The 20,825-nt window shown below is 44.4% G+C and carries 23 protein-coding genes and 1 tRNA gene; 22 read left to right on the plus strand and 2 right to left on the minus strand.

Going from position 1 to position 20,825, the window contains the following annotated elements; all coding sequences use genetic code 11:
- The first annotated feature begins 202 nt into the window (after positions 1 to 202).
- From rnpA to P364_RS0107510, 11 genes are all read left to right on the plus strand, one after another.
- Positions 203 to 553 carry a ribonuclease P protein component gene (gene rnpA, locus P364_RS0107460; protein WP_024629518.1) on the plus strand — a complete coding sequence of 117 codons (351 nt, stop codon included), beginning with the start codon at positions 203 to 205 and terminating at the stop codon, positions 551 to 553.
- Between the two features lie 74 nt (positions 554 to 627).
- Entirely contained in the window at positions 628 to 1,509 is an 882-nt protein-coding gene (locus P364_RS0107465; protein ID WP_024629519.1) for a YidC/Oxa1 family membrane protein insertase, read from the plus strand.
- Positions 1,506 to 2,207 carry an RNA-binding cell elongation regulator Jag/EloR gene (jag, locus tag P364_RS0107470; protein ID WP_024629520.1) on the plus strand — a complete coding sequence of 234 codons (702 nt, stop codon included), beginning with the start codon at positions 1,506 to 1,508 and terminating at the stop codon, positions 2,205 to 2,207. The genes P364_RS0107465 and jag overlap by 4 nt, the downstream gene beginning before the upstream one ends.
- A 212-nt stretch (positions 2,208 to 2,419) precedes the next feature.
- Positions 2,420 to 3,796 carry a tRNA uridine-5-carboxymethylaminomethyl(34) synthesis GTPase MnmE gene (gene mnmE / locus P364_RS0107475; protein ID WP_024629521.1) on the plus strand — a complete coding sequence of 459 codons (1,377 nt, stop codon included), beginning with the start codon at positions 2,420 to 2,422 and terminating at the stop codon, positions 3,794 to 3,796.
- 221 nt (positions 3,797 to 4,017) lie between these two features.
- Positions 4,018 to 5,907, plus strand: a complete 1,890-nt coding sequence (gene mnmG / locus P364_RS0107480) for a tRNA uridine-5-carboxymethylaminomethyl(34) synthesis enzyme MnmG (RefSeq protein ID WP_024629522.1) — start codon at positions 4,018 to 4,020, stop codon at positions 5,905 to 5,907.
- Positions 5,907 to 6,629: a 16S rRNA (guanine(527)-N(7))-methyltransferase RsmG gene (rsmG, locus tag P364_RS0107485; RefSeq protein ID WP_024629523.1), complete on the plus strand. Its 723-nt coding sequence runs from the start codon at positions 5,907 to 5,909 to the stop codon at positions 6,627 to 6,629. The genes mnmG and rsmG overlap by 1 nt, the downstream gene beginning before the upstream one ends.
- Positions 6,630 to 7,414: 785 nt before the next feature.
- Positions 7,415 to 8,233 carry a nucleoid occlusion protein gene (noc, locus tag P364_RS0107490; protein ID WP_024629524.1) on the plus strand — a complete coding sequence of 273 codons (819 nt, stop codon included), beginning with the start codon at positions 7,415 to 7,417 and terminating at the stop codon, positions 8,231 to 8,233.
- Between the two features lie 188 nt (positions 8,234 to 8,421).
- Complete coding sequence (locus tag P364_RS0107495) at positions 8,422 to 9,183, plus strand: ParA family protein (protein ID WP_024629525.1); 762 nt, start codon at positions 8,422 to 8,424, stop codon at positions 9,181 to 9,183.
- A complete protein-coding gene (locus P364_RS0107500; protein ID WP_024629526.1) occupies positions 9,176 to 10,021 on the plus strand; it encodes a ParB/RepB/Spo0J family partition protein in 846 nt (281 codons plus the stop codon). The genes P364_RS0107495 and P364_RS0107500 overlap by 8 nt, the downstream gene beginning before the upstream one ends.
- 152 nt (positions 10,022 to 10,173) lie before the next feature.
- A complete protein-coding gene (locus P364_RS0107505) occupies positions 10,174 to 11,325 on the plus strand; it encodes an aminotransferase class V-fold PLP-dependent enzyme (RefSeq protein ID WP_024629527.1) in 1,152 nt (383 codons plus the stop codon).
- Positions 11,326 to 11,577: 252 nt separating this feature from the next.
- A complete protein-coding gene (locus P364_RS0107510) occupies positions 11,578 to 12,078 on the plus strand; it encodes a DUF4446 family protein (protein WP_024629528.1) in 501 nt (166 codons plus the stop codon).
- On the opposite strand, the gene yyaC is transcribed toward P364_RS0107510, so the two are convergent.
- Positions 12,053 to 12,658 carry a spore protease YyaC gene (gene yyaC, locus P364_RS0107515; protein ID WP_024629529.1) on the minus strand — a complete coding sequence of 202 codons (606 nt, stop codon included), beginning with the start codon at positions 12,656 to 12,658 and terminating at the stop codon, positions 12,053 to 12,055. The genes P364_RS0107510 and yyaC overlap by 26 nt on opposite strands.
- A 116-nt stretch (positions 12,659 to 12,774) precedes the next feature.
- On the opposite strand from yyaC, the gene P364_RS0107520 reads away from it, so the two are divergent.
- From P364_RS0107520 to P364_RS0107535, 4 genes are all read left to right on the plus strand, one after another.
- Positions 12,775 to 13,038, plus strand: a complete 264-nt coding sequence (locus P364_RS0107520) for a DUF3343 domain-containing protein (protein ID WP_029880815.1) — start codon at positions 12,775 to 12,777, stop codon at positions 13,036 to 13,038.
- Positions 13,039 to 13,052: 14 nt separating this feature from the next.
- Entirely contained in the window at positions 13,053 to 13,994 is a 942-nt protein-coding gene (locus P364_RS0107525) for a mechanosensitive ion channel family protein (RefSeq protein WP_024629531.1), read from the plus strand.
- Complete coding sequence (locus P364_RS0107530) at positions 13,984 to 14,193, plus strand: DUF951 domain-containing protein (RefSeq protein ID WP_024629532.1); 210 nt, start codon at positions 13,984 to 13,986, stop codon at positions 14,191 to 14,193. Before P364_RS0107525 ends, P364_RS0107530 begins: the two co-directional genes overlap by 11 nt.
- 112 nt (positions 14,194 to 14,305) lie before the next feature.
- A tRNA-Ser gene (locus P364_RS0107535) sits at positions 14,306 to 14,396 on the plus strand.
- Between the two features lie 422 nt (positions 14,397 to 14,818).
- On the opposite strand, the gene P364_RS0107540 is transcribed toward P364_RS0107535, so the two are convergent.
- Positions 14,819 to 15,013, minus strand: coding sequence for a YjzC family protein (locus P364_RS0107540; protein ID WP_024629533.1), 195 nt, complete (start codon positions 15,011 to 15,013; stop codon positions 14,819 to 14,821).
- A 201-nt stretch (positions 15,014 to 15,214) separates the two neighbouring features.
- Here P364_RS0107540 and rpsF point away from each other — a divergent pair, with 201 nt between their 5' ends.
- From rpsF to opp4B, 7 genes are all read left to right on the plus strand, one after another.
- Positions 15,215 to 15,508: a 30S ribosomal protein S6 gene (rpsF, locus tag P364_RS0107545; protein WP_024629534.1), complete on the plus strand. Its 294-nt coding sequence runs from the start codon at positions 15,215 to 15,217 to the stop codon at positions 15,506 to 15,508.
- 48 nt (positions 15,509 to 15,556) lie between these two features.
- Positions 15,557 to 16,042: a single-stranded DNA-binding protein gene (gene ssb / locus P364_RS0107550; RefSeq protein ID WP_024629535.1), complete on the plus strand. Its 486-nt coding sequence runs from the start codon at positions 15,557 to 15,559 to the stop codon at positions 16,040 to 16,042.
- A gap of 55 nt (positions 16,043 to 16,097) precedes the next feature.
- Positions 16,098 to 16,370, plus strand: coding sequence for a 30S ribosomal protein S18 (rpsR, locus tag P364_RS0107555; protein WP_017691433.1), 273 nt, complete (start codon positions 16,098 to 16,100; stop codon positions 16,368 to 16,370).
- A 220-nt stretch (positions 16,371 to 16,590) separates the two neighbouring features.
- Complete coding sequence (locus P364_RS0107560) at positions 16,591 to 17,184, plus strand: M15 family metallopeptidase (protein ID WP_024629536.1); 594 nt, start codon at positions 16,591 to 16,593, stop codon at positions 17,182 to 17,184.
- Positions 17,185 to 17,919: 735 nt separating this feature from the next.
- Positions 17,920 to 18,918 (plus strand): ABC transporter ATP-binding protein, encoded by a 999-nt coding sequence (locus tag P364_RS0107565; RefSeq protein ID WP_024629537.1) that lies wholly within the window; start codon positions 17,920 to 17,922, stop codon positions 18,916 to 18,918.
- Positions 18,919 to 18,922: 4 nt separating this feature from the next.
- Positions 18,923 to 19,855, plus strand: a complete 933-nt coding sequence (locus P364_RS0107570; protein WP_024629538.1) for an ABC transporter ATP-binding protein — start codon at positions 18,923 to 18,925, stop codon at positions 19,853 to 19,855.
- Positions 19,856 to 19,862: 7 nt separating this feature from the next.
- Positions 19,863 to 20,825: an oligopeptide ABC transporter permease gene (gene opp4B / locus P364_RS0107575; RefSeq protein ID WP_024629539.1), complete on the plus strand. Its 963-nt coding sequence runs from the start codon at positions 19,863 to 19,865 to the stop codon at positions 20,823 to 20,825.

Genomic DNA, 20,825 nt, shown 5'->3' on the forward strand with positions numbered 1-20,825 from the left:
TATAGGTCAGGTCTGAATTGGCTGCGCAAAAGCATAAGTGCATATTGATGTTCAATGAATGAGATGTCCGTTTTTTCGAAAACGTTCCTTATATAATGAAGTTGCCGCCAAGACGGTTTATCGTTATTCAAGAAAGCCTATACTAAATCAGTAATGAGGCCTTCGTCAATAATGTTGGTGGAAAACAGCAAGGAGAAGCGCCGTGTATAAAAGACTGCGTTTACGAAACCGGGCGGACTTTAGCCGCGTATACCGGTATGGGAAATCGTTTGCCAATCATCAGTTTGTGGTGTATGGCTGTCGTCGTAAAGATACAGAACAATTCCGAGTGGGTGTATCCTGCAGCAAGAAAATCGGAAACGCTGTCGTACGCAACCGGATGAGACGCATGATAAAGGAAATTGTACGTCATCATGAGAAAGAGATTGTCACGCAGATGGATCTGATCTTTATCGTCAGAAAAGGTGCATTGGACATGTCCTATAAGGATATGGAAAAAAGCCTGCTGCATGCGATGCGCAAGGGCTCTCTTTTGAAGTCGGGCAAGCGGTAAGCTTCGGTTTATTTGTCCTCCTAATTATGGTATGATTTACGGTGGAATGGAATGGTTAAGAGAGGGGTTATGAAGTGTCGCGATTGAAGACATCAAAGGGGAAGTGGATTCTCCTCATTGCAGTCATTGCAATGGTCACCGTGCTCGCCGGATGTACTCCGCAAGGGGCCGGGGTCACTACGGAAGATCTAAGAAACGGATCATTCTGGCAAAGCAATGTTATTTACTGGTTCTCCCTGGCGCTCGATACATTTGCCAACTGGTTTAACGGTGAATATGGACTAGCCGTCCTTGTGATGGTGTTGATTGTACGGACGTTAATCTTGCCGCTGACAATGAAGCAGGTACGCAGTTCCAAGGCGATGCAGGCTATTCAACCGAAATTGAAAGAAATTCAAGCCAAGTATAAAGATACACCTGAGAAAGTTCAGCAAGAAACAATGAAGTTGTTTCAGGAGAACAAAGTTAATCCGATGGCGGGTTGCTTACCACTTCTGATTCAGATGCCGATTTACATCGCACTTTATAACTCAATTTACGGAAACTCGAGTCTGAGAACGCATGATTTCTTGTGGCTTCAACTCGGATCGCCGGATCACCTATTTATTTTGCCAGTGCTGGCTGCCATCACAACATTCGTGCAAACGTGGATGATGATGCGCATGAATCCTGCACAGCAAGTTGGACCAATGCAGTTCATGCTGTGGGTTTATCCGATATTGATCTTCGTAATGTCGTATCAGTTCCCGGCTGCATTGCCGTTGTACTGGTTCTACAGTAACATTTACACGATCGTGCAAAACTATTTCCTTTACCGGAATAATGATAAAGTCGTGGCTGAGGTCAACGTGAAGCAGAGCAGCACTTCCAAAAATGGAAATGGAGCTAAACGCAAAAACGGTGGCAAGGCAACTGTCTCTGGAAAAGGGTCGAAAGGGGCCAAAAAATCGAAATGACCAAAGTCATTGCGTCAGGAAAAACCGTTGAAGATGCTGTAAACCAAGGATTGGCTGAGCTTGGCGTGAGCCGGGACAAGGTCGAGATACAAGTGTTAGAGCAGCCGTCAAAAGGATTCCTGGGTTTGATCGGGGTAAAGGCCGCTAAAGTGGAAGTGAAACTTCTGTCTGTGCCTGAACCTGTTCCACAGCCGATCAAGCCGGCCGCACAGGTACCTCAGGTGGAAGCAACACTTGAGGGTGTGGCTGCTAAAAATCCCTATGAGGAAGCGGCTGCTTTCTTAAAAGAAGTGGCAGCAGGTATGGGACTGGATGTTGAAGTGCATATCAAAAAACAGCGTGATGGACATATCTTCAATATTGCCGGTGAAGACCTGGGCATGATTATTGGCAGACGTGGACAGACACTGGATGCCCTTCAATATTTAACAAACATTGTAGCCAACCGTTATTCGGAAAGCTTCGTTCGCATCGTTCTCGATGCTGAGAACTTCCGCCAACGTCGACGCAAGACGCTGGAGGATCTGGCTGAACGTTTGGCTGGACAGGCCATTCGCACCGGCAAGGAAGTTGTGCTGGAGCCTATGCCCCCGCTCGAACGCAAAGTCATTCATGCGAAACTGCAAAATCACTCGCAGATTAAGACATACAGCAAGGGCGAGGAGCCCAATCGGCGCGTGGTCATTACGACGAAATAACACTAAATTGAAGACGCAATGGCTTCCTGCTCGGTGCAGAAGCCATTGCTTTTTTCGTAGAGAAGTATATTTTACAGAACCAAAAAGTGGCTTTAATAAAGTCATTTAAAGATTGAATGATGCGGTTAGAAGCATTGTGAACTGAACTTATATTGAAATTAATATGGCGTCCCGAGGGGCGCAATTTTAAAATAGAGCAAGGAGAGATAACCATGTTTAGTGATACGATTACAGCGATATCAACAGCTGTCGGAGAAGCGGGTATCGCTGTAATCCGGGTAAGCGGCCCGGATGCAGTGACGGAGACGGAGAAGATTTTTCGCAGCAAAACCCCACTAACGCAGGCAGCATCCCACACGGTTCATTACGGTCATATTATAGATCCAGAGACCAGCGAGAAGATTGAGGAAGTATTGGTTACAGTTATGCGGGCACCACGTTCTTTCACAACAGAAGATGTCGTGGAGATTAGCGCTCATGGCGGAGTGGTTTCGGTTAAGCGTGTGATGGATCTGTTGTTGCAGCTCGATATTCGTCTTGCTGAACCTGGCGAGTTCACGAAGCGTGCTTTTCTCAATGGAAGGATTGATCTGTCCCAGGCAGAAGGGGTCATGGATCTCATTCGTTCCAAATCCGATCGAGCCTTCTCGGTTGCACTCAAGCAAGTGGAGGGCAATTTGTCATCCAAGCTGCGTGATCTAAGATACACATTAGTCGAGACGCTTGCTCACATTGAAGTCAATATCGACTATCCCGAGCATGATGTAGAGTCACTAACCTCTGAATTTATTAAAGAAAAATCCAGTCAAGTGATGACTGAAATTGATAAATTGCTGGTAACTGCAGAGCAAGGTAAGATACTGCGGGAAGGGATTACAACCGCTATCGTAGGCCGTCCAAACGTAGGGAAATCTTCTTTGCTCAATACGTTGGCCCAGGACAATCGCGCAATTGTAACGGATATTCCGGGTACCACGCGTGACGTTATTGAGGAGTTTGTTACGATTAACAATATACCGCTCAAGCTGCTCGATACGGCAGGTATTCGGGAAACGATGGATGTCGTGGAGAAGATCGGCGTGGAGCGTTCCCGGTCTGCTGTGAACGAGGCGGATCTGTTATTGATGGTTATCAATGCTGCCGAGCCGCTGCACCCGGACGAGATTGAATTATTGGAACAAATACGCGGTAGACAATCCATTATTATTATGAATAAAATGGACTTAGCGCCGCAGGCGGACCGCAATGTGCTGCTTCGTTATATCCCCGAGGAACGGATTGTTCCGATGTCGGTGAAAGATGATCTGGGCGTGGACCGATTGGAAGATGCCATCTCAACGTTGTTCTTCAGTGGCAAGCTGGAATCGGCCGATCTGACATATGTCAGCAATGTGCGTCATATTGCTTTGCTCAAAAAAGCGAAGCAGTCGCTCATTGATGCTTATGAGGCGGCAGAGCAGCTGATACCCATTGATATGATTCAGATTGATGTTCGTCTGGCATGGGAGCAGTTGGGTGAAATCGTGGGCGATACAGCGCATGATGCATTAATTGATCAAATTTTCTCTCAATTCTGCCTTGGAAAATAACCTGGGGTAAACATACTGGCTCTGAAAAGTAGTATGATAATAAAGTCCATCTGTGGGTGGTCAAAGAATCCGCGAAAATGTCTGAAGTACGTATAGACTTGATGGCTTAATATAGATCGAAATGCATTCCGTGGCGTATGGATCGTGTTTCGTGATTTTTACAAAAAATTGATCGTATGCATGAATTTAGGCGTGCAGCGGCAAAAAGGAGGTAAACTGGAATGGCTTTTGATGGCGGAAGTTATGATGTAATCGTCGTTGGAGCAGGACACGCTGGTGTGGAATCGGCACTGGCTGCAGCTCGTATGGGCTCTAAAACGCTAATGATTACAATCAATCTGGATATGGTGGCCTTCATGCCTTGTAACCCATCTATTGGGGGACCGGCAAAAGGACATGTGGTACGTGAGATAGATGCACTTGGTGGAGAGATGGGACGGAATATTGATAAGACCTTTATTCAGATGCGAATGCTCAACACAGGTAAAGGACCTGCTGTTCATGCGCTTCGTGCTCAGGCCGATAAATTCTCTTATCAGCATACGATGAAAGAAACGATGGAGAATGAACGCAACCTGACGATGCGTCAAGGCATGGTTGATCGCCTGATCGTTGAAGACGGTCAGTGCGTAGGTGTAGTTACTCAGACAGGTACAGAGTATCGGGCCAAAGCTGTTGTTCTGACAACAGGTACGTATCTGCGCGGTAAAGTAATTATGGGTGAGTTGATGTACGAGAGTGGTCCGAACAATCAACAGCCTTCACTTAAGTTATCCGAACATCTGCGTGAGCTTGGTTTCGACCTGGTTCGTTTTAAAACAGGTACTCCACCACGTGTGCATAAGGATACGATTGATTTTAGCAAAACGGAAATTCAGCCTGGCGATGACAAGCCAAAATTCTTTTCCTATGAAACGGAATCTTCCGATAACGAGCAGCTGCCTTGCTGGCTGACATATACGTCTGTGGAAACACACCAAATTATTAACGATAATCTTCACCGTGCACCTATGTTTTCAGGGGTTATTGAAGGTACCGGACCACGTTATTGTCCATCGATCGAGGATAAAATTGTGCGTTTCAGCGATAAGCCGAAGCATCAGATTTTCCTGGAGCCAGAAGGCAAAAATACATCGGAATACTACGTACAGGGTCTGTCCACCAGTCTGCCTGAGGATGTTCAATTGGCGGTTTTGCGTTCTATCCCTGGTATGGAAAAAGTAGAAATGATGCGTAACGGTTACGCCATTGAATATGATGCGATGGTGCCTACACAGCTGTGGCCTTCACTGGAAACAAAACGTCTGCCAGGTCTGTTTACAGCAGGGCAAATTAATGGTACCTCCGGGTATGAAGAAGCGGCAGGACAAGGCGTAATGGCCGGTATCAATGCTGCACGTAAAGTACAGGGTAAAGAGCCTGTCGTACTTGATCGCTCCCAAGGGTACATTGGTGTACTGATTGATGATCTCGTAACCAAAGGTACGAATGAACCTTATCGTCTGCTGACTTCCCGTGCAGAATACCGTTTGTTGCTTCGTCATGATAATGCAGATATGCGTTTGACGGAAATAGGCCACGATATTGGATTAATTCCTGAAGAGCGTTACGCCAAATTCCTGGACAAAAAAGCTAAGGTAGAGCAGGAAGTGGCTCGTCTGAAGGCAGCCAAAGTTCGTCCTGTCGAAGTGAATCGGAAACTGGAAGAGATCGGCTCTACACCGATTCAGGATGGCAGTACACTTCTGACATTGATGCGTCGCCCAGAGATCGGGTATGACTGGATTGAGCAGATCTCACCGTCTGAGGTGGAGCTGACTGCTGACATGAAAGAGCAAGTGGAAATTCAAATTAAATATGCGGGTTATATTGAGAAACAATTGATCCACGTGGAACGTTTGCAAAAAATGGAGAAAAAGAAAATTCCGGACACGATTATATATGACGAAATTCATGGCCTTGCCATGGAAGCAAAGCAGAAACTCGCTACAATTCGTCCAATCTCGATCGGGCAGGCATCCCGTATTGCCGGAGTTACTCCTGCCGATATCTCCATTCTGCTGGTTTACCTGGAGCATTATAACCGTGTAACCGCAGCAAGGGGACAATAATGGACGATATTCAACAGCAGCTACAACGACGCCTGAAGAAACATGGATTGGAGCTGGATGAACGCCAGCTGGAGCAATTCGAGTTGTATTTTCAGGAGCTGGTAGCTTGGAATGAAAAGATGAATCTAACCGGCATTACCGAACGTGAGCAAGTATATACCAAGCATTTCTATGATTCGGTATCGTTGGCGTTTTATACGGATATGTCGAAGGTAAACAAACTTGCTGACATTGGTTCAGGGGCAGGGTTCCCTGGACTACCGCTTAAAATTTGTTTTCCGCATATCAAGCTGACCATCATTGATTCGCTGAATAAACGTATTGGCTTTCTGCAGCATGTTGTGGATACGCTTGGCTTAACGGATGTGGAACTGATTCACGGGCGTGCGGAGGAGCTTGGACGCAAAGAAGGATATCGTGACAGCTATGACCTTGTTACTGCTCGTGCAGTTGCTAAGCTAGCGGTGCTTAACGAATTCTGTCTGCCATTTGTTCGCAAAAGCGGAATATTCGCTGCTATGAAGGGTGGAGATCCGCGCGAAGAAATGAAGGAAGCCGAGTTCAGCTTTAACCAACTGAAAGGACGGGTAAAAGCTGTTCATCCGTTCCAGCTACCTGTTGAAGAATCGGCACGTCATATCATTCTGATTCAGAAGTTTGATAAGACACCATTTAAATATCCGCGTAAACCAGGAACACCACTAAAAACACCTTTGGTATAGGTCTGTTATAGGTTCAACTGTTTTTAGTTGGGAAAGTTCTTTATGCAATATCGGTTGTGTATAAAAGGTAAGATGATATTTGTTCGGTTTCTCGGTTTCTCAACGACGAATGTAGAATAAGAGAGAGAGGATGTTTCACGTGAAACATCCTCTTTTTGTGTTTTAATTTATTAATCTATGAGTAGATCGTTTCTCCATCTCCATTTCCATTACATAATTAGAGAAAAGTAATTTAAGATTCATTTCGGGTTTGAAAGTTATTTTGTTATAGCTGTCTTCTAGTTAAAGATATGCTTTATTGAATAATGTGCTGCTTGTAGGAGAAAGGCAGAGGATTTTACAGGCGTATCAAACAAGCGCAAATTTGTTTTGCCACGGACGCTATCTTGTGAAATTCAATATCAAGTGGTACTAAACCAGTACACAATTGTAGCTGCTAGGAGCAGGTGCTGTGGGTCGAGAACTTCCATATCTTATTGTGTATAAGCAGTCATATCGCTAATGTTCATGAAGAAAAAGCAGGAAAATTAGAAGAGTTTAAAGAATAGGTAAACATAGGATTATGGAAGAAAAGATGATAGAATAGAAGTAGCCGATCCTGGATTACAGAGATCATAGATTATATGTATAGATAGATTTTCTAGCAATACGGACTAGGATACAGAAAGCGTCATGAAAGGCAAAACTTATTCGAAGAACGACAGCATTTGAAAGGGTCGCATTTTGAATAAGAAGCACCTGCAACTCTGCGGGAGCTATTACGAAACTAGGTGGTAATATACGGAATGAAAGAACAATTTTCGAAGTTGTTTGGTTTGGCGGAGCGCAATAACGGAGATGAGATTAAACAAATTCCGGTCAACGAAATTGTGAGCAGCCCATATCAGCCCCGTACTATCTTTGATGATGATAAAATTGATGAGTTGTTGCAGACGATCAAGACACATGGAGTTATACAACCGATTGTCGTCCGCGTACGAAATGGATCATATGAGATTATCGCCGGGGAACGTCGCTGGCGTGCAGTTCGGAAACTTGGCTTGGATCATATTCCGGCCATTGTACGTGAATTCAACGACTCTCAGGCAGCATCCATCGCATTGATTGAAAACCTGCAGCGTGAGGGGCTCACTTCAATTGAAGAGGCTGTTGCTTATCAGAAATTGATTGACCTGCACCAACTTACACAGGAAAGTCTTGCGCAGCGATTAGGCAAAAGCCAATCGACGATCGCCAACAAAATCCGATTGTTACAGCTTCCGGATGGTATTAAGACAGCGCTAATGGAACGTAAAATTTCGGAGCGCCATGCCAGAGCGTTACTTTCATTGGATACGGAAGAGTTGCAAATGAAATTGCTCGGCGAGATTATCGATAAAGAGTTGAATGTAAAACAAACGGAAGCGAGAGTTGCCTTTTACAAGGAATCCTCGAAGATCAAAAAATCCAAACGTATCTCATTCACGAAGGATGTCAGACTCGCACTTAATACGATTCGTCAATCCATTGATATGGTATCGGGCTCCGGTCTGGACATCAAAACCAAGGAAGCAGACCATGAGGACCATTACGAGATCGTTATCCATATTCCGAAACGCAAATAATTGAAGCTTCAGGCGGCAATGGGCCGCTTTTTCTGTCTATAAAGTTGAGTGTGGCATGAACAGCGTAGAATATAGCAGCATAAGAAGGAACGGTAGTTGAGGTTTTGTGGATGGTAGCCACCTGCTTTTTGTTAACTGTAGCTCACAACCTACAAGAAAAGACTCCTATTTTATTTGAGGTGAAGGTATTGTCTAAGATTATGGCCGTAGCAAATCAAAAGGGCGGTGTAGGGAAAACGACGACATCTGTTAACTTGGGTGCAGGACTGGCTTCGCTCGGGAAAAGAGTATTGCTTGTCGATATTGACCCCCAGGGGAACACAACCAGTGGAGTCGGAATCAACAAAGCAGACGTGGCCAATTGTATATATGATGTCATCATTAACGAGGTCCCTCCACAGGAAGCTATTGTGGAAACTCAGATTGAAGGCCTTCATATCATACCTGCAACGATTCAGCTTGCCGGAGCCGAGATTGAGCTGGTATCCACGATATCACGGGAAGTTCGCCTGAAAAAATCACTCGCCATGGTGAAAAAAAACTATGACTACATACTGATCGATTGCCCACCCTCCCTTGGTATGTTGACGATCAACTCGTTGACAGCTTCCGATTCGGTGATCATTCCGATTCAGTGTGAGTATTATGCGCTCGAAGGATTGAGCCAATTGCTCAACACGGTTCGTTTGGTGCAGAAACATCTGAATACCTCGTTGCAGATTGAAGGGGTGTTATTGACGATGTTTGATGCACGTACGAATCTGGGCATTCAAGTGATTGAAGAAGTGAAGAAGTATTTTCAACAAAAGGTGTATCAAACGATTATTCCGCGCAATGTGCGGCTTAGTGAAGCACCATCACATGGTCAGTCCATCATTACGTATGATCCTCGATCCCGAGGGGCTGAAGTGTATTTAGAGCTCGCAAAGGAAGTGATTTCTTATGAGTAAGCGGCTTGGAAAAGGTCTTGATGCCCTCATTCCTTCGCTTTCAATTAATGACGATGATAAAGTCGTAGAAATCCCGATTAGTCAGCTGCGGGCAAACCCTTACCAACCTCGTAAAGTATTTGATGAGGATGCAATACATGAACTAGCCGAATCAATTCGCCAACATGGTGTCATTCAGCCTATTATTGTACGTCCAGTTTTGAGAGGTTATGAGATCATTGCTGGTGAACGGCGTTTCAGAGCTTCCCAATATTGCGGCAATGCCACTGTGCCTGCCGTAGTTCGTAATTTCAGTGATCAGCAGGTTATGGAGATTGCTTTAATCGAGAACCTGCAGCGGGAGAATCTGAATGCGATGGAGGTTGCAGTTGCTTATCAGGGGCTGATGGACCAATTCGGATTAACTCAGGAAGAGCTCTCCGTAAAAGTGGGTAAATCACGTTCACACATCGCAAACTTCCTGCGTTTGTTATCATTGCCCGAAGAAGTGAAGGATCATGTTTCACGTGGAACATTGTCAATGGGGCATGCACGTGCTATCGTCGGTGTTAAAGATGAGAGCCTTGTGAAACAGCTGGCAAAACAAACCATTGATCAGCAATGGAGTGTACGTGAGCTGGAAGAGGCTGTTCAACAATTGGATCGTTCCAAAACGGGTGAAGCGAAAGCCAAATCCAAGTTGAAGAAAAAAGATCCATTCATTGATACATTGGAAGAGTCTTTGCGTGAACGATTCAAAACAACGGTGAAAATTAAGCATAACAAAGATAAAGGCAAAATCGAGCTCAACTACTACAGTAAACAAGATCTGGAGCGACTGTTGGAACTGTTGCAGTAACAGTTGGGATTCCATGATTGATGAACAACATGCGGGGCTTTTTCATGTGATGACATATCGCCTCTGTACCATGGAGAAACGATATGTCATTGTTTGTTTTTAGGGAATCTATTCAAACAGAACAATCAATTAGGGACAGAGGTGGGTATGAGGTGGAGGGAGTTATCTATCTGGATCATGCAGCGACATCTTGGCCTAAACCACCTGCTGTCGGGGAAGCCATGATGAAGGCTCTGGATGTTGCAGGAGCCAACCCAGGCAGAGGCAGTCATCGGATGGCAGTACAGGCAAGCCGAGTTTTATTTGGTGCCAGAAAAGCGATATCCACTCTGTTGGGTGTTCGTAATGCCAACGATATCGCTTTGGGTTCGAATACGACAGAAGCTTTGAATTTGGCTATTCAAGGATGGTTAAGAGAAGGCGATCACGTTATTGCTACGATGGCTGAACATAATTCAGTAAGACGGCCCCTGGAGTACATGCGTCGAGCTCGTAATGTAGAGGTTGATTATGTGGCTGTTAATGCTGCCGGGCAGATCGATCTGGCCCAATTCACACGGTTGTTTCGTTCCAATACAAGATTAGTTGTCTGCACGCATAGTTCGAACCTGTTGGGCAGTATTCTGCCCATTGGTGAAATTGCGCTGATGTGTCAAAAACATCAGGTGACTTTGCTTGTTGATGCTGCTCAAAGTGCTGGGATTCTGCCTGTGGATGTGAAGCAGCTCGGCATTGATATGCTGGCCTTTCCAGGACATAAAGGATTGTTGGGTCCGCAGGGAACGGGTGGTCTCTACATCGCTCCTGAACTGGATGTACAGCCCTTGCTTCACGGAGGGACAGGAAGCCAGTCTGAGGCGATTGAACAGCCGCATGTTCGGCCTGATCGTTATGAAGCGGGTACGCCAAATACAGTGGGTATAGCAGGTCTGGCAGCCGGAGTGCAGCATGTGCTTGAACTGACACCTGAAATCATATATAAACAAGAGTGGGATTTGACTCAGCATATGATGGATGGTTTATCATCAGTACAGGGGATTCGAATGCTTGGTCCTGAAATTGGACAGCCGCGTACCGGATTGTTATCTTTTACTGTTGAAGGATATGATTCGGCACAGCTCGCTTTTCAATTAGACCGAAATTATGGCATCGCTGTGCGTTCGGGCTTTCATTGCACACCTCTTGCCCATGAGTCGGCTGGGACAACGGCAAGTGGGGCTGTCAGAGCGAGCGTGGGATATAACACATCCATAAATGATGTTAATGCCCTGATCGAAGCAGTTATTGAATTAACAGCGAATTAACAGCGTCCAATTCTGTATGAAGCATCCCTGATAAAACATGAATTATAATCGCTTGAATAGCAAAATGAAAAAGAGGCAAGTAGCCCAAACGAATGATTAGCCCTAAGGGTTATCTGGTGAATAATAGGAGTAAGCTTGAGGGTTACATTAGACGTTGGATGGTTTAACTTGGCTGAATGATCGATGATTTGGAACACGTTTGATGCTACAAACGTTAACCTGAACAAACCAACAGAGGGGTAGTTGCACTACATGGCTGAATTAAATGGGCTGATTCTGGAACAGCTGATATGGATTATTGGCGGCATGGCAGTACTTATGGTGATTTTGCTTATTATAAGTATTGCTCAAGGCGCAAAACTACGGAAGTTTAAACGGAAATATGAGGCCATGATGGCTGGCAGTGGAGTGGAGGATCTGGAGTCGCTGTTGATCAATCTGAAAATCCAGATGGACAGCATCGAGGATGAACACATGCTGCAAACGAATCAGTTACAGGTTGTGATGCAGAAGCTGACCCGCATTCAGGGTAAAGTGGGTGTGAAAAGGTATAACGCCTACGGAGAAAATGGCAGTGACCTGAGCTTCTCGATGGCGATGGTTAACGATAGCCAGGACGGTATGGTGCTTACGGGCATTTATAACCGTGATGGTTCCTATGTATATGCCAAACCTCTTAAAGGGGGAGAGTCCACGTATACACTTTCCCCTGAGGAAAAAGAAGCCATTACTCTGGCACAGCAAGCAGAGTAGAGCGTGTATGCCATTCGCGAATGGCGGAATAGAGACTGCTGGATATAATCTCGGACATGCGCATGACGAGACTGAGACGTGTGTTTTGCAAAACAAAGTATTCCATAAAGCCGCCGACGTTAACGATACCTGTAAGATGGATATCGCCGACCGGCGGTAATTCTTTATTTACACCTGCTCCTGGTTTGAGAGGTCCATTCACGACCTGGATACATCCAACACTTGAAGACTGTCCGAGACAGGCATCAATCCCGATCACATAAGGGTTGTGATGTGTGGTATGTATTTTGTGAAGAGTGTCCTGCAGGTTCATTGCGTGTACGGGTTCATCCAATGTGCCATAGAGATGGAATAGAGGGCTGTCCCACTTAGCAAGTGACGAACCAACGAGCGGGCCAAGGCAGTCTCCGGTAGAGCGATCTGTACCGATACAGACGACAACTACATTTTGCAAAGAATGGGCTTTATAGAGATGGAACATTAAACGATGAATGATGGCAGAGTGAATGCCCGGATCTGTATGTGGGATTTTCAGGCTGGCCATGTCTTGAGATGAGAAGGAATGCGAAATGGGATTCATAGGATCTATCCTTTCCCTTGGAATAGTAGTAACAGTATATGGAAGGATAGAACGTTTTATACTTCGTGAGGACAAGCTTTTTCAAAGGGATGAATGTATCGTGAAAGGAGCCACACATGGACGAGTGGATAGATGATTGGATGCTGATTGCTTTTGATTCCACCCAGCAGGCGCTGCGTGCAGAAATGCTGCTGGAGTTTGCAGAGATTGAGATCGACTTATTTCCTACCCCGAAAGAGATCACAGCGGGCTGTGCTCTATGTATTCAGTTTCCAAAAGAAGATCTGGAGAGAGTAAAACAGATCATTCGTAACGAATTTGTGGAGATCCGTGGCCTCTATTTCAAAACCGCTGACAGCTATGATAATATACCCATGTAGAGGAGGTTTGATCTATGTTGCCATTTAAGTTTGTTACGACAACAGACAATGAGTCTCCGACGGACGTCGTAAAAAGTGCTATAAGCTGGACTGATAAATTATGGGATAAAGTCGCCGATGCAGATATGTGGTTTAATATTCTGTTTAGCTCGATCCGCATCGTTATTATTTTCATTATTACGCGTATTGTGATCAAGATTGTATCACGTATTATAGATCGTACGATGGCACGAAAGCAGGAAGGCAAGATTCGCGTCAATCCGCGGAGATTTATAACGGTAGGAGAGTTGATGAAAAATGCGACCTCCATAACATGTAATTTCATTATGATTCTGTTACTGTTATCTGAGATCAATGTAAAAGTCGGACCATTGCTAGCAAGTGCGGGTGTGCTCGGACTGGCGATCGGTTTTGGTGCCCAAGGCTTGGTGAAGGATGTTATTACCGGTTTCTTCATTATACTGGAGGATCAATTCGCAGTAGGCGATGTTATTCAAACAGGTACCTATAAAGGAACGGTTGAGGTCATTGGACTAAGAACAACCAAGTTGGTTAGCTGGCAGGGTGAGGTGCACATCATTCCAAATGGTACGATTGCAAGTGTCACCAATTTCTCGATGTCGAATTCCCTTGCGGTAGTGGACATTCCCATGAAGGGTGATCAGAGCCTGGACGAGTCTGTACACTTGGTGAAACGAGCGTTGGCTGGGATTGAGGATCGCGATCTGAACATCGTTAAAATACCTGACGTGCTTGGTATTCAGTCGATGTCTACCTCGGAATATGTGGTTCGCATTGTTGCCGAGTGCCTGCCGAACTCCAGAGCCTCTGTAGAGCGTCAAATTCAGGGTGATGTGAAAAAAACACTGGAGTATCATGAGATGAGCAATCAGGCAGCGTTAGAGCAAGCAGCAGCTCAGGAGAAGGATGAGGGGGATGGCACAGGTGGAGCGTAAAATTTTCCAGCTTGGGGACATTGTGCAGATGAAGAAGCAGCATCCATGTGGCAGCAACGAGATGGAGATTATCCGAATGGGCATGGATATTCGCATCAAGTGTGTAGGGTGTAAACACAGCGTACTAATTCCCAGAGCAAAATTCGAGAAAAACATGAAAAAGGTACTTCGTTCAACAGAGGATTCGACTGAATCCTAATGCAATAACAGGGCAATTTTTACTTGTTTTCTTGCCTGTAACACCGTTTACATGTAGGTGTGGCTTGGGTATTGCGTTCTGTAAATGATCATGCTATAATCATTATTGCTGCGGAAAGGTACCCAAGAGGCCCAAGGGGGCTGACTCGAAATCAGTTAGGCGTGTCACAGCGTGCGTGGGTTCGAATCCCACCCTTTCCGCCACTCATAGATCTTGCTTAATTAAATGAAATTCACAATTTACTCAACGTGTGTTGAGTTCTATACATGCAAAAAGACCTTCCAACCTGGAAGGTCTTTTCATTTTCAATGTTGTTGTCGAGCAATCATTTGTAATTGAAAAAACAAAGAGCCCCTAAGGGCTCTTCATTCGGCGATGCATTCGGTTTGTTAGGAAACAATCGGTCGTAACAATCAGAAACCAGGCGTATTGCGATTAACAATACTCGTGCTTCAGACATAGGCCTTACACACAACCATCGTGCTTCTTAAATTACGTGATGAATCTCCAACATTAAATGTTCGGCTTCGTTGTCCAACGGAACCACACCTCTCTCGTGCATCGCCTGATTGTATTATGTGCATTAGTTCGTTTTATATACAGCAATCTGAAAAAATCTTTACGCTTAGTGAACGCGGGCCTTGGTAAGCTTCTTCCACTTACGATTCTGGTTACTTGTTTCAGGGAAAGCTTCACCTTTTTGCAGGGTTACCCGTTTCGGGTTGTTAATCTCCGTATGAAAGCTTTTCTCACCAACTTCGGTGTATTCACCATCGTTTGGAGCTTTGTCTCCTGGTTCAAACTCGGTTTTTTCACCCATGATAAGACCTCCTTGGCATAATGGATTTCAATGTTGCTTCTGTAGTGTGCTCCATTGGAGTTATGATCATGTGTAATAAGAAGAGGGAACGTTTGCTTGCATTGAGACGTCATTTTTGTTATATTAATATAGTTCGAGTTTGTGCTCGTTCCTTGCTCTCAACGTAGATTGAGGGCCAGAGTCCATAAGGAGGTGAAAATTATGCGCAAATATGAAGTGATGTACATTATTCGTCCTGATGTTGAGCAAGAAGTTGTTCAAGCTACAGTCGATAAATTCCAAGGCATCATCTCCAACGGCGGTGGTGAAGTTACAGCTCACGACGTTATGGGTAAACGCCGTCTTGCGTATGAGATCAAGAAATTCCGTGATGGTGTTTATGTTCTGGTACACTTCACTGCTGAACCAGCAGTAGTTACTGAGCTTGAGCGTCTCATGAAGATTTCTGACGAAGTAATTCGTTATCTCATTACAAACGACGTTAAGTCTGCTTAAGACGACTCGTGATCAACGCACCAATACGCTCTGAAGGAGGGGATTACATTGTTGAACCGTGTCATTCTGATCGGCCGGTTAACCCGAGATCCTGAGTTGCGTTATACTCCAGCTGGAGTAGCAGTTACGCAATTTACTTTGGCAGTGGACAGACCGTTTACAAGCCAAGGGGGAGAACGGGAAGCGGATTTCATTCCGGTCGTAACCTGGAGACAGCTTGCTGAGACTTGTGCAAACTATTTGCGCAAAGGACGCCTAGCTGCAGTCGAAGGACGCATTCAAGTACGGAACTACGAAAATAACGAAGGAAAACGTGTATACGTGACCGAAGTCATTGCCGATAACGTCCGTTTCTTGGAGTCAGCTAACCGTGATAATAACGGTGGTGGCGGTGGGCAACCGATGCGTGAAGAGCCTTCTTACGGAGGCGGCGGGCGCGCGAACAATAACAATAATTCGCGTAGCAACAATCAGGATCCTTTTTCCGATGACGGAAAACCGATTGATATATCGGATGATGATTTGCCATTTTAACGTGAACCGACACTCTTAGAGTGATTGGTTAAACGATAGGAAAGGACTGAAAAGCATGGGCTTCAAGCAAAGAGAAGGCGGAGACAACGATAAAAGACCGGCACGTCGTGGCGGCCGTAATAAACGTCGTAAAGTGTGCTTCTTCACAGCCAACAAAATTACTCACATCGATTATAAAGATACGGACTTGCTTCGTAAATTTATCAGCGAACGTGGAAAAATTTTGCCACGCCGTGTAACAGGTACTAGCGCTAAATATCAACGCATGCTGACGATTGCCATCAAACGCTCCCGTCAAATCGCATTACTGCCATACACAACTGAGTAGTCTTACTCAGCATGGATACAAAGCAGTCGGCTTATAGCCGGCTGCTTTTTTGCATTCAAAAAATATTAGAGTTGTCTCTCCCTGGTGCTTGGGTTTAATAATGAGCTGCAACGGTGGAAGCAATTAAGACGTAAATGATTTATAATAGAGTCTATTATATCGCTGGTATCTCAGGTAGCATAAATATGAATGAATATAGATTCCACCATCAGGAGAGAGCATGAATACACCCAAACGTAAAGTAAAACAGAGACGAAAGAGTAATCTGAGATTTTGGATCGTAGCTACGTTGTTGCTATCCATTATATATGTGTGGTTACAGCAAAAAGGAGACACCTATGATATATGGCCACGAACGAACGTGCAAGAATTGGTGCCGATTACAGGGCTTCACCCGGTAGTAGCTGAAAGTGAGAAGCTGTTGGTTCGAAAGGCGGCTAGACGAGGGATTGAAATCGTGATTACTCATGGTTTTCGCAGCAATGAAGAACAGGATGCTCTGTTTAATCAAGGACGTTCGATTGCCGGTAATATTGTGACCAATGCCCAGGGGGGAGAGTCCTATCACAATTACGGTTTGGCCATTGATTTTGCTTTGCGGACGCCTGAAGGAGATGTGGTCTGGGATATGGAACGTGATGATAACGGCAATGGGCAGGCGGACTGGCTGGAAGTTGTAGAGCTAGCCAAAGAACTAGGGTTCACATGGGGTGGAGACTGGGCTAACTTTCCGGATTACCCTCATCTGCAGATGGACTTTGGGTTAAGCATCAACGATTTGAAGCGTGGTAAAAGGCCTCCAGAAACACAGTAAATACGGTATTATATATTCATCTATATGTATAAATATTAGAAAAGCCTTGCATTTTGCAGGGCTTTTTGCTTGCTTTTGTAAAATAAATGATAAAAGATGACAATTTGTTCTTTACATAAGCGAATAAATGAAACTATACTATAATAACTAGAATTTTAACTTCAATCCTATAGCAATATCTAAACAATGCCTCTAATCGTACAAATTATGGTTAGAAATTAATTTCACTTCCAAATTGAAGATTTCCTCTACAAATCCCTCAAACCTAACATAATAGTTGGTTATATCTATAATTCTAACATTTAACTACACATAACGTGTAATATTAATGTCATATATCTGGAGATTCGGTTTTTCTGAAATTTAAACTCTACCATTCAAAGCATCCAACTGGCTCTAGAATCCGTTGATACATTCCCTTTAAAGTATAACTAATACCCAAAACTGTAGTATAAAAAACATTTATACCATAAATCTCAAATAAACATTGACGTCATCTAAATTTACACGTATGATTACATTAATTATTTGGCTTTATTATTCCGCTAGGAATTATCAGCATTAATTGACCATCGGTCTAAATAGCAGTATGAAAAATGGATTCTCCTAATGATTTGGTATTTTGTATACATTTTCGTTCGTTATCTTCAAGAACATGGAAATATACAGTGGATGCATTCTTCTACACAGAATACAGTCTGCAGAAATAGAAATTATGGGGTTAGGGTGATTGATTTGAATACAGAGCTATTGGAAGTCAGAAATCTAACTACATCATTCAGAATTGAAGATGACTATTATGCAGCAGTTGATCACGTTAACCTAACGGTTAAAAAAAATGAAGTATTGGCTATTGTGGGAGAGTCGGGCTCAGGCAAAAGTGCCTTTGCATTTTCAATTATGGGACTGCATAACAAAGCCAAAATTGATGGCGAGATTTTGTACAAAGGGCAGAATATAGCGAATATATCTCCCAACAAATTAAACAAACTCCGCGGTAAAGAAATGGGAATGATCTTTCAGGACCCACTTTCCGCACTAAATCCTCTGATGGTGATCGGTGAACAGATCGAAGAGATTCTGACACTGCATCAACCCAAGCTATCTTCGAAAGAAAAGAAAGACAAAGTAATTGATTTACTTAACCAAGTAGGGATTCCGCGTCCCGAACAATTATACAAGCAATATCCTCACGAACTATCGGGTGGTATGAGACAGAGAGTTGTTATCGCGATTGCGATTGCCAATAAACCTGAATTGCTGATTGCCGATGAACCAACGACGGCGCTTGACGTTACGATCCAACTTCAAATTCTGGAGCTTATCCGCGAATTGAAGAACGAGATTAACGCAGGAATCATCCTGATCACGCATGATCTGGGAGTCGTTGCCGAGATGGCTGATCGCGTGGCAGTTATGTATGCAGGTGAAATTGTTGAGATTGCAGATATCTATACTCTAATGACGAATGCCAAGCATCCATATACACGGTCTCTACTAAACTCTATTCCTACCATTTCTGAAGAAAAATCGAAGCTTCATGTCATTCAAGGCATAGTTCCTTCACTGAAAAATCTTCCTCGCCAAGGGTGCCGATTCAAGGCTCGAATTCCATGGATAAGTGATTCGGCTCATGAAGAAAACCCACAGATGCATGAAATTGCACCAGGTCACTTTGTAAGGTGTACCTGTTATCAGCACTTTCATTTCCCTGATCAAGCTGAGGAGGAATAACATAATGGCATTACTCGAAGTAGAAGGACTAAAAATACACTTTCCGATTCGCGGAGGGTTGCTCAAGCGTGAGATTGGCAACATCAAAGCGGTTGATGATGTGAGCTTCTCCATTGAGCAAGGGAAAACGTACGGACTTGTAGGGGAGTCAGGCTCAGGCAAAACGACAACGGGGCGAGCCATTATTGGTCTCAACCATGTGACGGCTGGTAAAGTTCTTTTCAATGGAAAAGATCTGGCCACCGAGCGGCGTAAAGACCGTCAGCTACAGCGGGATGTCCAGATGATCTTCCAAGATCCGTACTCTTCGTTGAACCCCAAGAAACGGGTTATCGACATTATTGCCGAACCATTCCGCAATTATGAACGAATGACGGCTACGGAAGAGAAACGCCAGGTTCGAGACCTCCTGGAGAAGGTCGGTTTGAGTCCAGAGTCGATCTATAAGTACCCTCATGAGTTTTCCGGAGGACAGCGGCAACGGATTGGCATCGCTCGTGCGATTGCATTAAAGCCTAAGCTGATCATCGCAGATGAGCCAGTATCCGCACTCGACGTATCCGTACAAGCCCAGGTGCTCAACTTCATGCAGGAAATACAAAAAGAGTTGAATCTGACTTATCTGTTCATCAGTCACGATCTCGGCATTATCCGTCATATGTGTGATCAGATCGGAATTATGTACAAAGGCCGATATGTGGAGCAAGGCACAACGGATGATATTTTTGAGAATCCACAACATATCTATACCAAGCGTTTACTTGCAGCCATTCCGGATATGGACCCAACCAAACGTGAAGAAATGGTAGCCTTCCGTCAGCAGGTCAAATCCGAGTATGAACATTCATACCGAAATTTCTTTGATGAGGAAGGGCTGGCATACTCGCTCCAATCCATTTCCGATACTCACCGAGTAGCTCTACCTCAGAAAGGTTGAAGACCATATGTGGAAAACGATAGTACGCAGAATTATCATTATGATTCCTCAGATCTTTTTGCTTAGCCTGTTGGTTTTTCTAATGGCTAAGGCGATGCCTGGGGATGCACTCACCGGATTACTCGATCCGAGTATTGATCCAAAAGCGTTGGAGGAACAGCGTGAACGACTGGGATTAAATAATCCATGGTATGTACAGTATTGGGATTGGATCAAAAATGCTGCACAAGGCGATTTCGGACAATCTTTCCGATTCAAAATGCCTGTATCTGATTTGATTGGTCAGCGTGTTGCTAATACATTTTGGCTTGCACTGGCAACACTCATCTTTACGTATCTGATTGCCATTCCACTTGGCATTATCAGTGGTCGTTACAACGATACTTGGTCTGATCGGTTGATCACAGGTTACACCTATTTGGGCTTTGCAGCCCCGTTGTTTATCTTCGCACTGGTGATGTTATGGATTTTTGGATTTCATTTTGGCTGGTTCCCAACAGGGGGCAGTGTGGAACCTGGACTTACACCAGGTACATTCAGCTATATAACAAGCAAATTCTATCATTTGTTATTACCATCACTATCCATGGCTTTAATTGCAACGGTATCTACCGTCCAATACTTGCGTAGTGAAATTATTGATATCAAGCATAAAGAATTCGTTCTTACTGCGAGAGCCAAGGGCGCCTCGGAATCTCGAATCTACAACAGGCATATTTTAAGAAATTCCCTGTTGCCGATCGCCGCATTTTTCGGTTATGAGATTACGGGACTTATCGGAGGTACCATCTTCATTGAGAGTATATTCAGTTATCCAGGTATGGGACAGTTGTTCCTGAATTCTATTTCTCTTCGGGATTTCAGTGTAGTAACTGCGCTCGTCTTGTTATATGGCATAGCTACAATCCTGGGATCGTTGCTGTCTGACATTATTCTGGGTATTGTTGATCCGCGTATACGGATCAAGTAA

The sequence above is a fragment of the Paenibacillus sp. MAEPY2 genome (assembly GCF_000499205.1).
Classification (GTDB): Bacteria; Bacillota; Bacilli; order Paenibacillales; family Paenibacillaceae; genus Paenibacillus; species Paenibacillus vandeheii.

Coding starts and splice junctions, on each gene's coding strand:
- jag (WP_024629520.1), top strand. CDS start 1,506: ATGACCAAAGTCATTGCGTCAGGAAAAACCGTTGAAGATGCTGTAAAC.
- mnmE (WP_024629521.1), top strand. CDS start 2,420: ATGTTTAGTGATACGATTACAGCGATATCAACAGCTGTCGGAGAAGCG.
- mnmG (WP_024629522.1), top strand. CDS start 4,018: ATGGCTTTTGATGGCGGAAGTTATGATGTAATCGTCGTTGGAGCAGGA.
- rsmG (WP_024629523.1), top strand. CDS start 5,907: ATGGACGATATTCAACAGCAGCTACAACGACGCCTGAAGAAACATGGA.
- noc (WP_024629524.1), top strand. CDS start 7,415: ATGAAAGAACAATTTTCGAAGTTGTTTGGTTTGGCGGAGCGCAATAAC.
- P364_RS0107500 (WP_024629526.1), top strand. CDS start 9,176: ATGAGTAAGCGGCTTGGAAAAGGTCTTGATGCCCTCATTCCTTCGCTT.
- P364_RS0107510 (WP_024629528.1), top strand. CDS start 11,578: ATGGCTGAATTAAATGGGCTGATTCTGGAACAGCTGATATGGATTATT.
- yyaC (WP_024629529.1), bottom strand. CDS start 12,658: ATGAATCCCATTTCGCATTCCTTCTCATCTCAAGACATGGCCAGCCTG.
- P364_RS0107520 (WP_029880815.1), top strand. CDS start 12,775: ATGGACGAGTGGATAGATGATTGGATGCTGATTGCTTTTGATTCCACC.
- P364_RS0107525 (WP_024629531.1), top strand. CDS start 13,053: ATGTTGCCATTTAAGTTTGTTACGACAACAGACAATGAGTCTCCGACG.
- P364_RS0107540 (WP_024629533.1), bottom strand. CDS start 15,013: ATGGGTGAAAAAACCGAGTTTGAACCAGGAGACAAAGCTCCAAACGAT.
- rpsF (WP_024629534.1), top strand. CDS start 15,215: ATGCGCAAATATGAAGTGATGTACATTATTCGTCCTGATGTTGAGCAA.
- rpsR (WP_017691433.1), top strand. CDS start 16,098: ATGGGCTTCAAGCAAAGAGAAGGCGGAGACAACGATAAAAGACCGGCA.
- P364_RS0107560 (WP_024629536.1), top strand. CDS start 16,591: ATGAATACACCCAAACGTAAAGTAAAACAGAGACGAAAGAGTAATCTG.
- P364_RS0107570 (WP_024629538.1), top strand. CDS start 18,923: ATGGCATTACTCGAAGTAGAAGGACTAAAAATACACTTTCCGATTCGC.
- opp4B (WP_024629539.1), top strand. CDS start 19,863: ATGTGGAAAACGATAGTACGCAGAATTATCATTATGATTCCTCAGATC.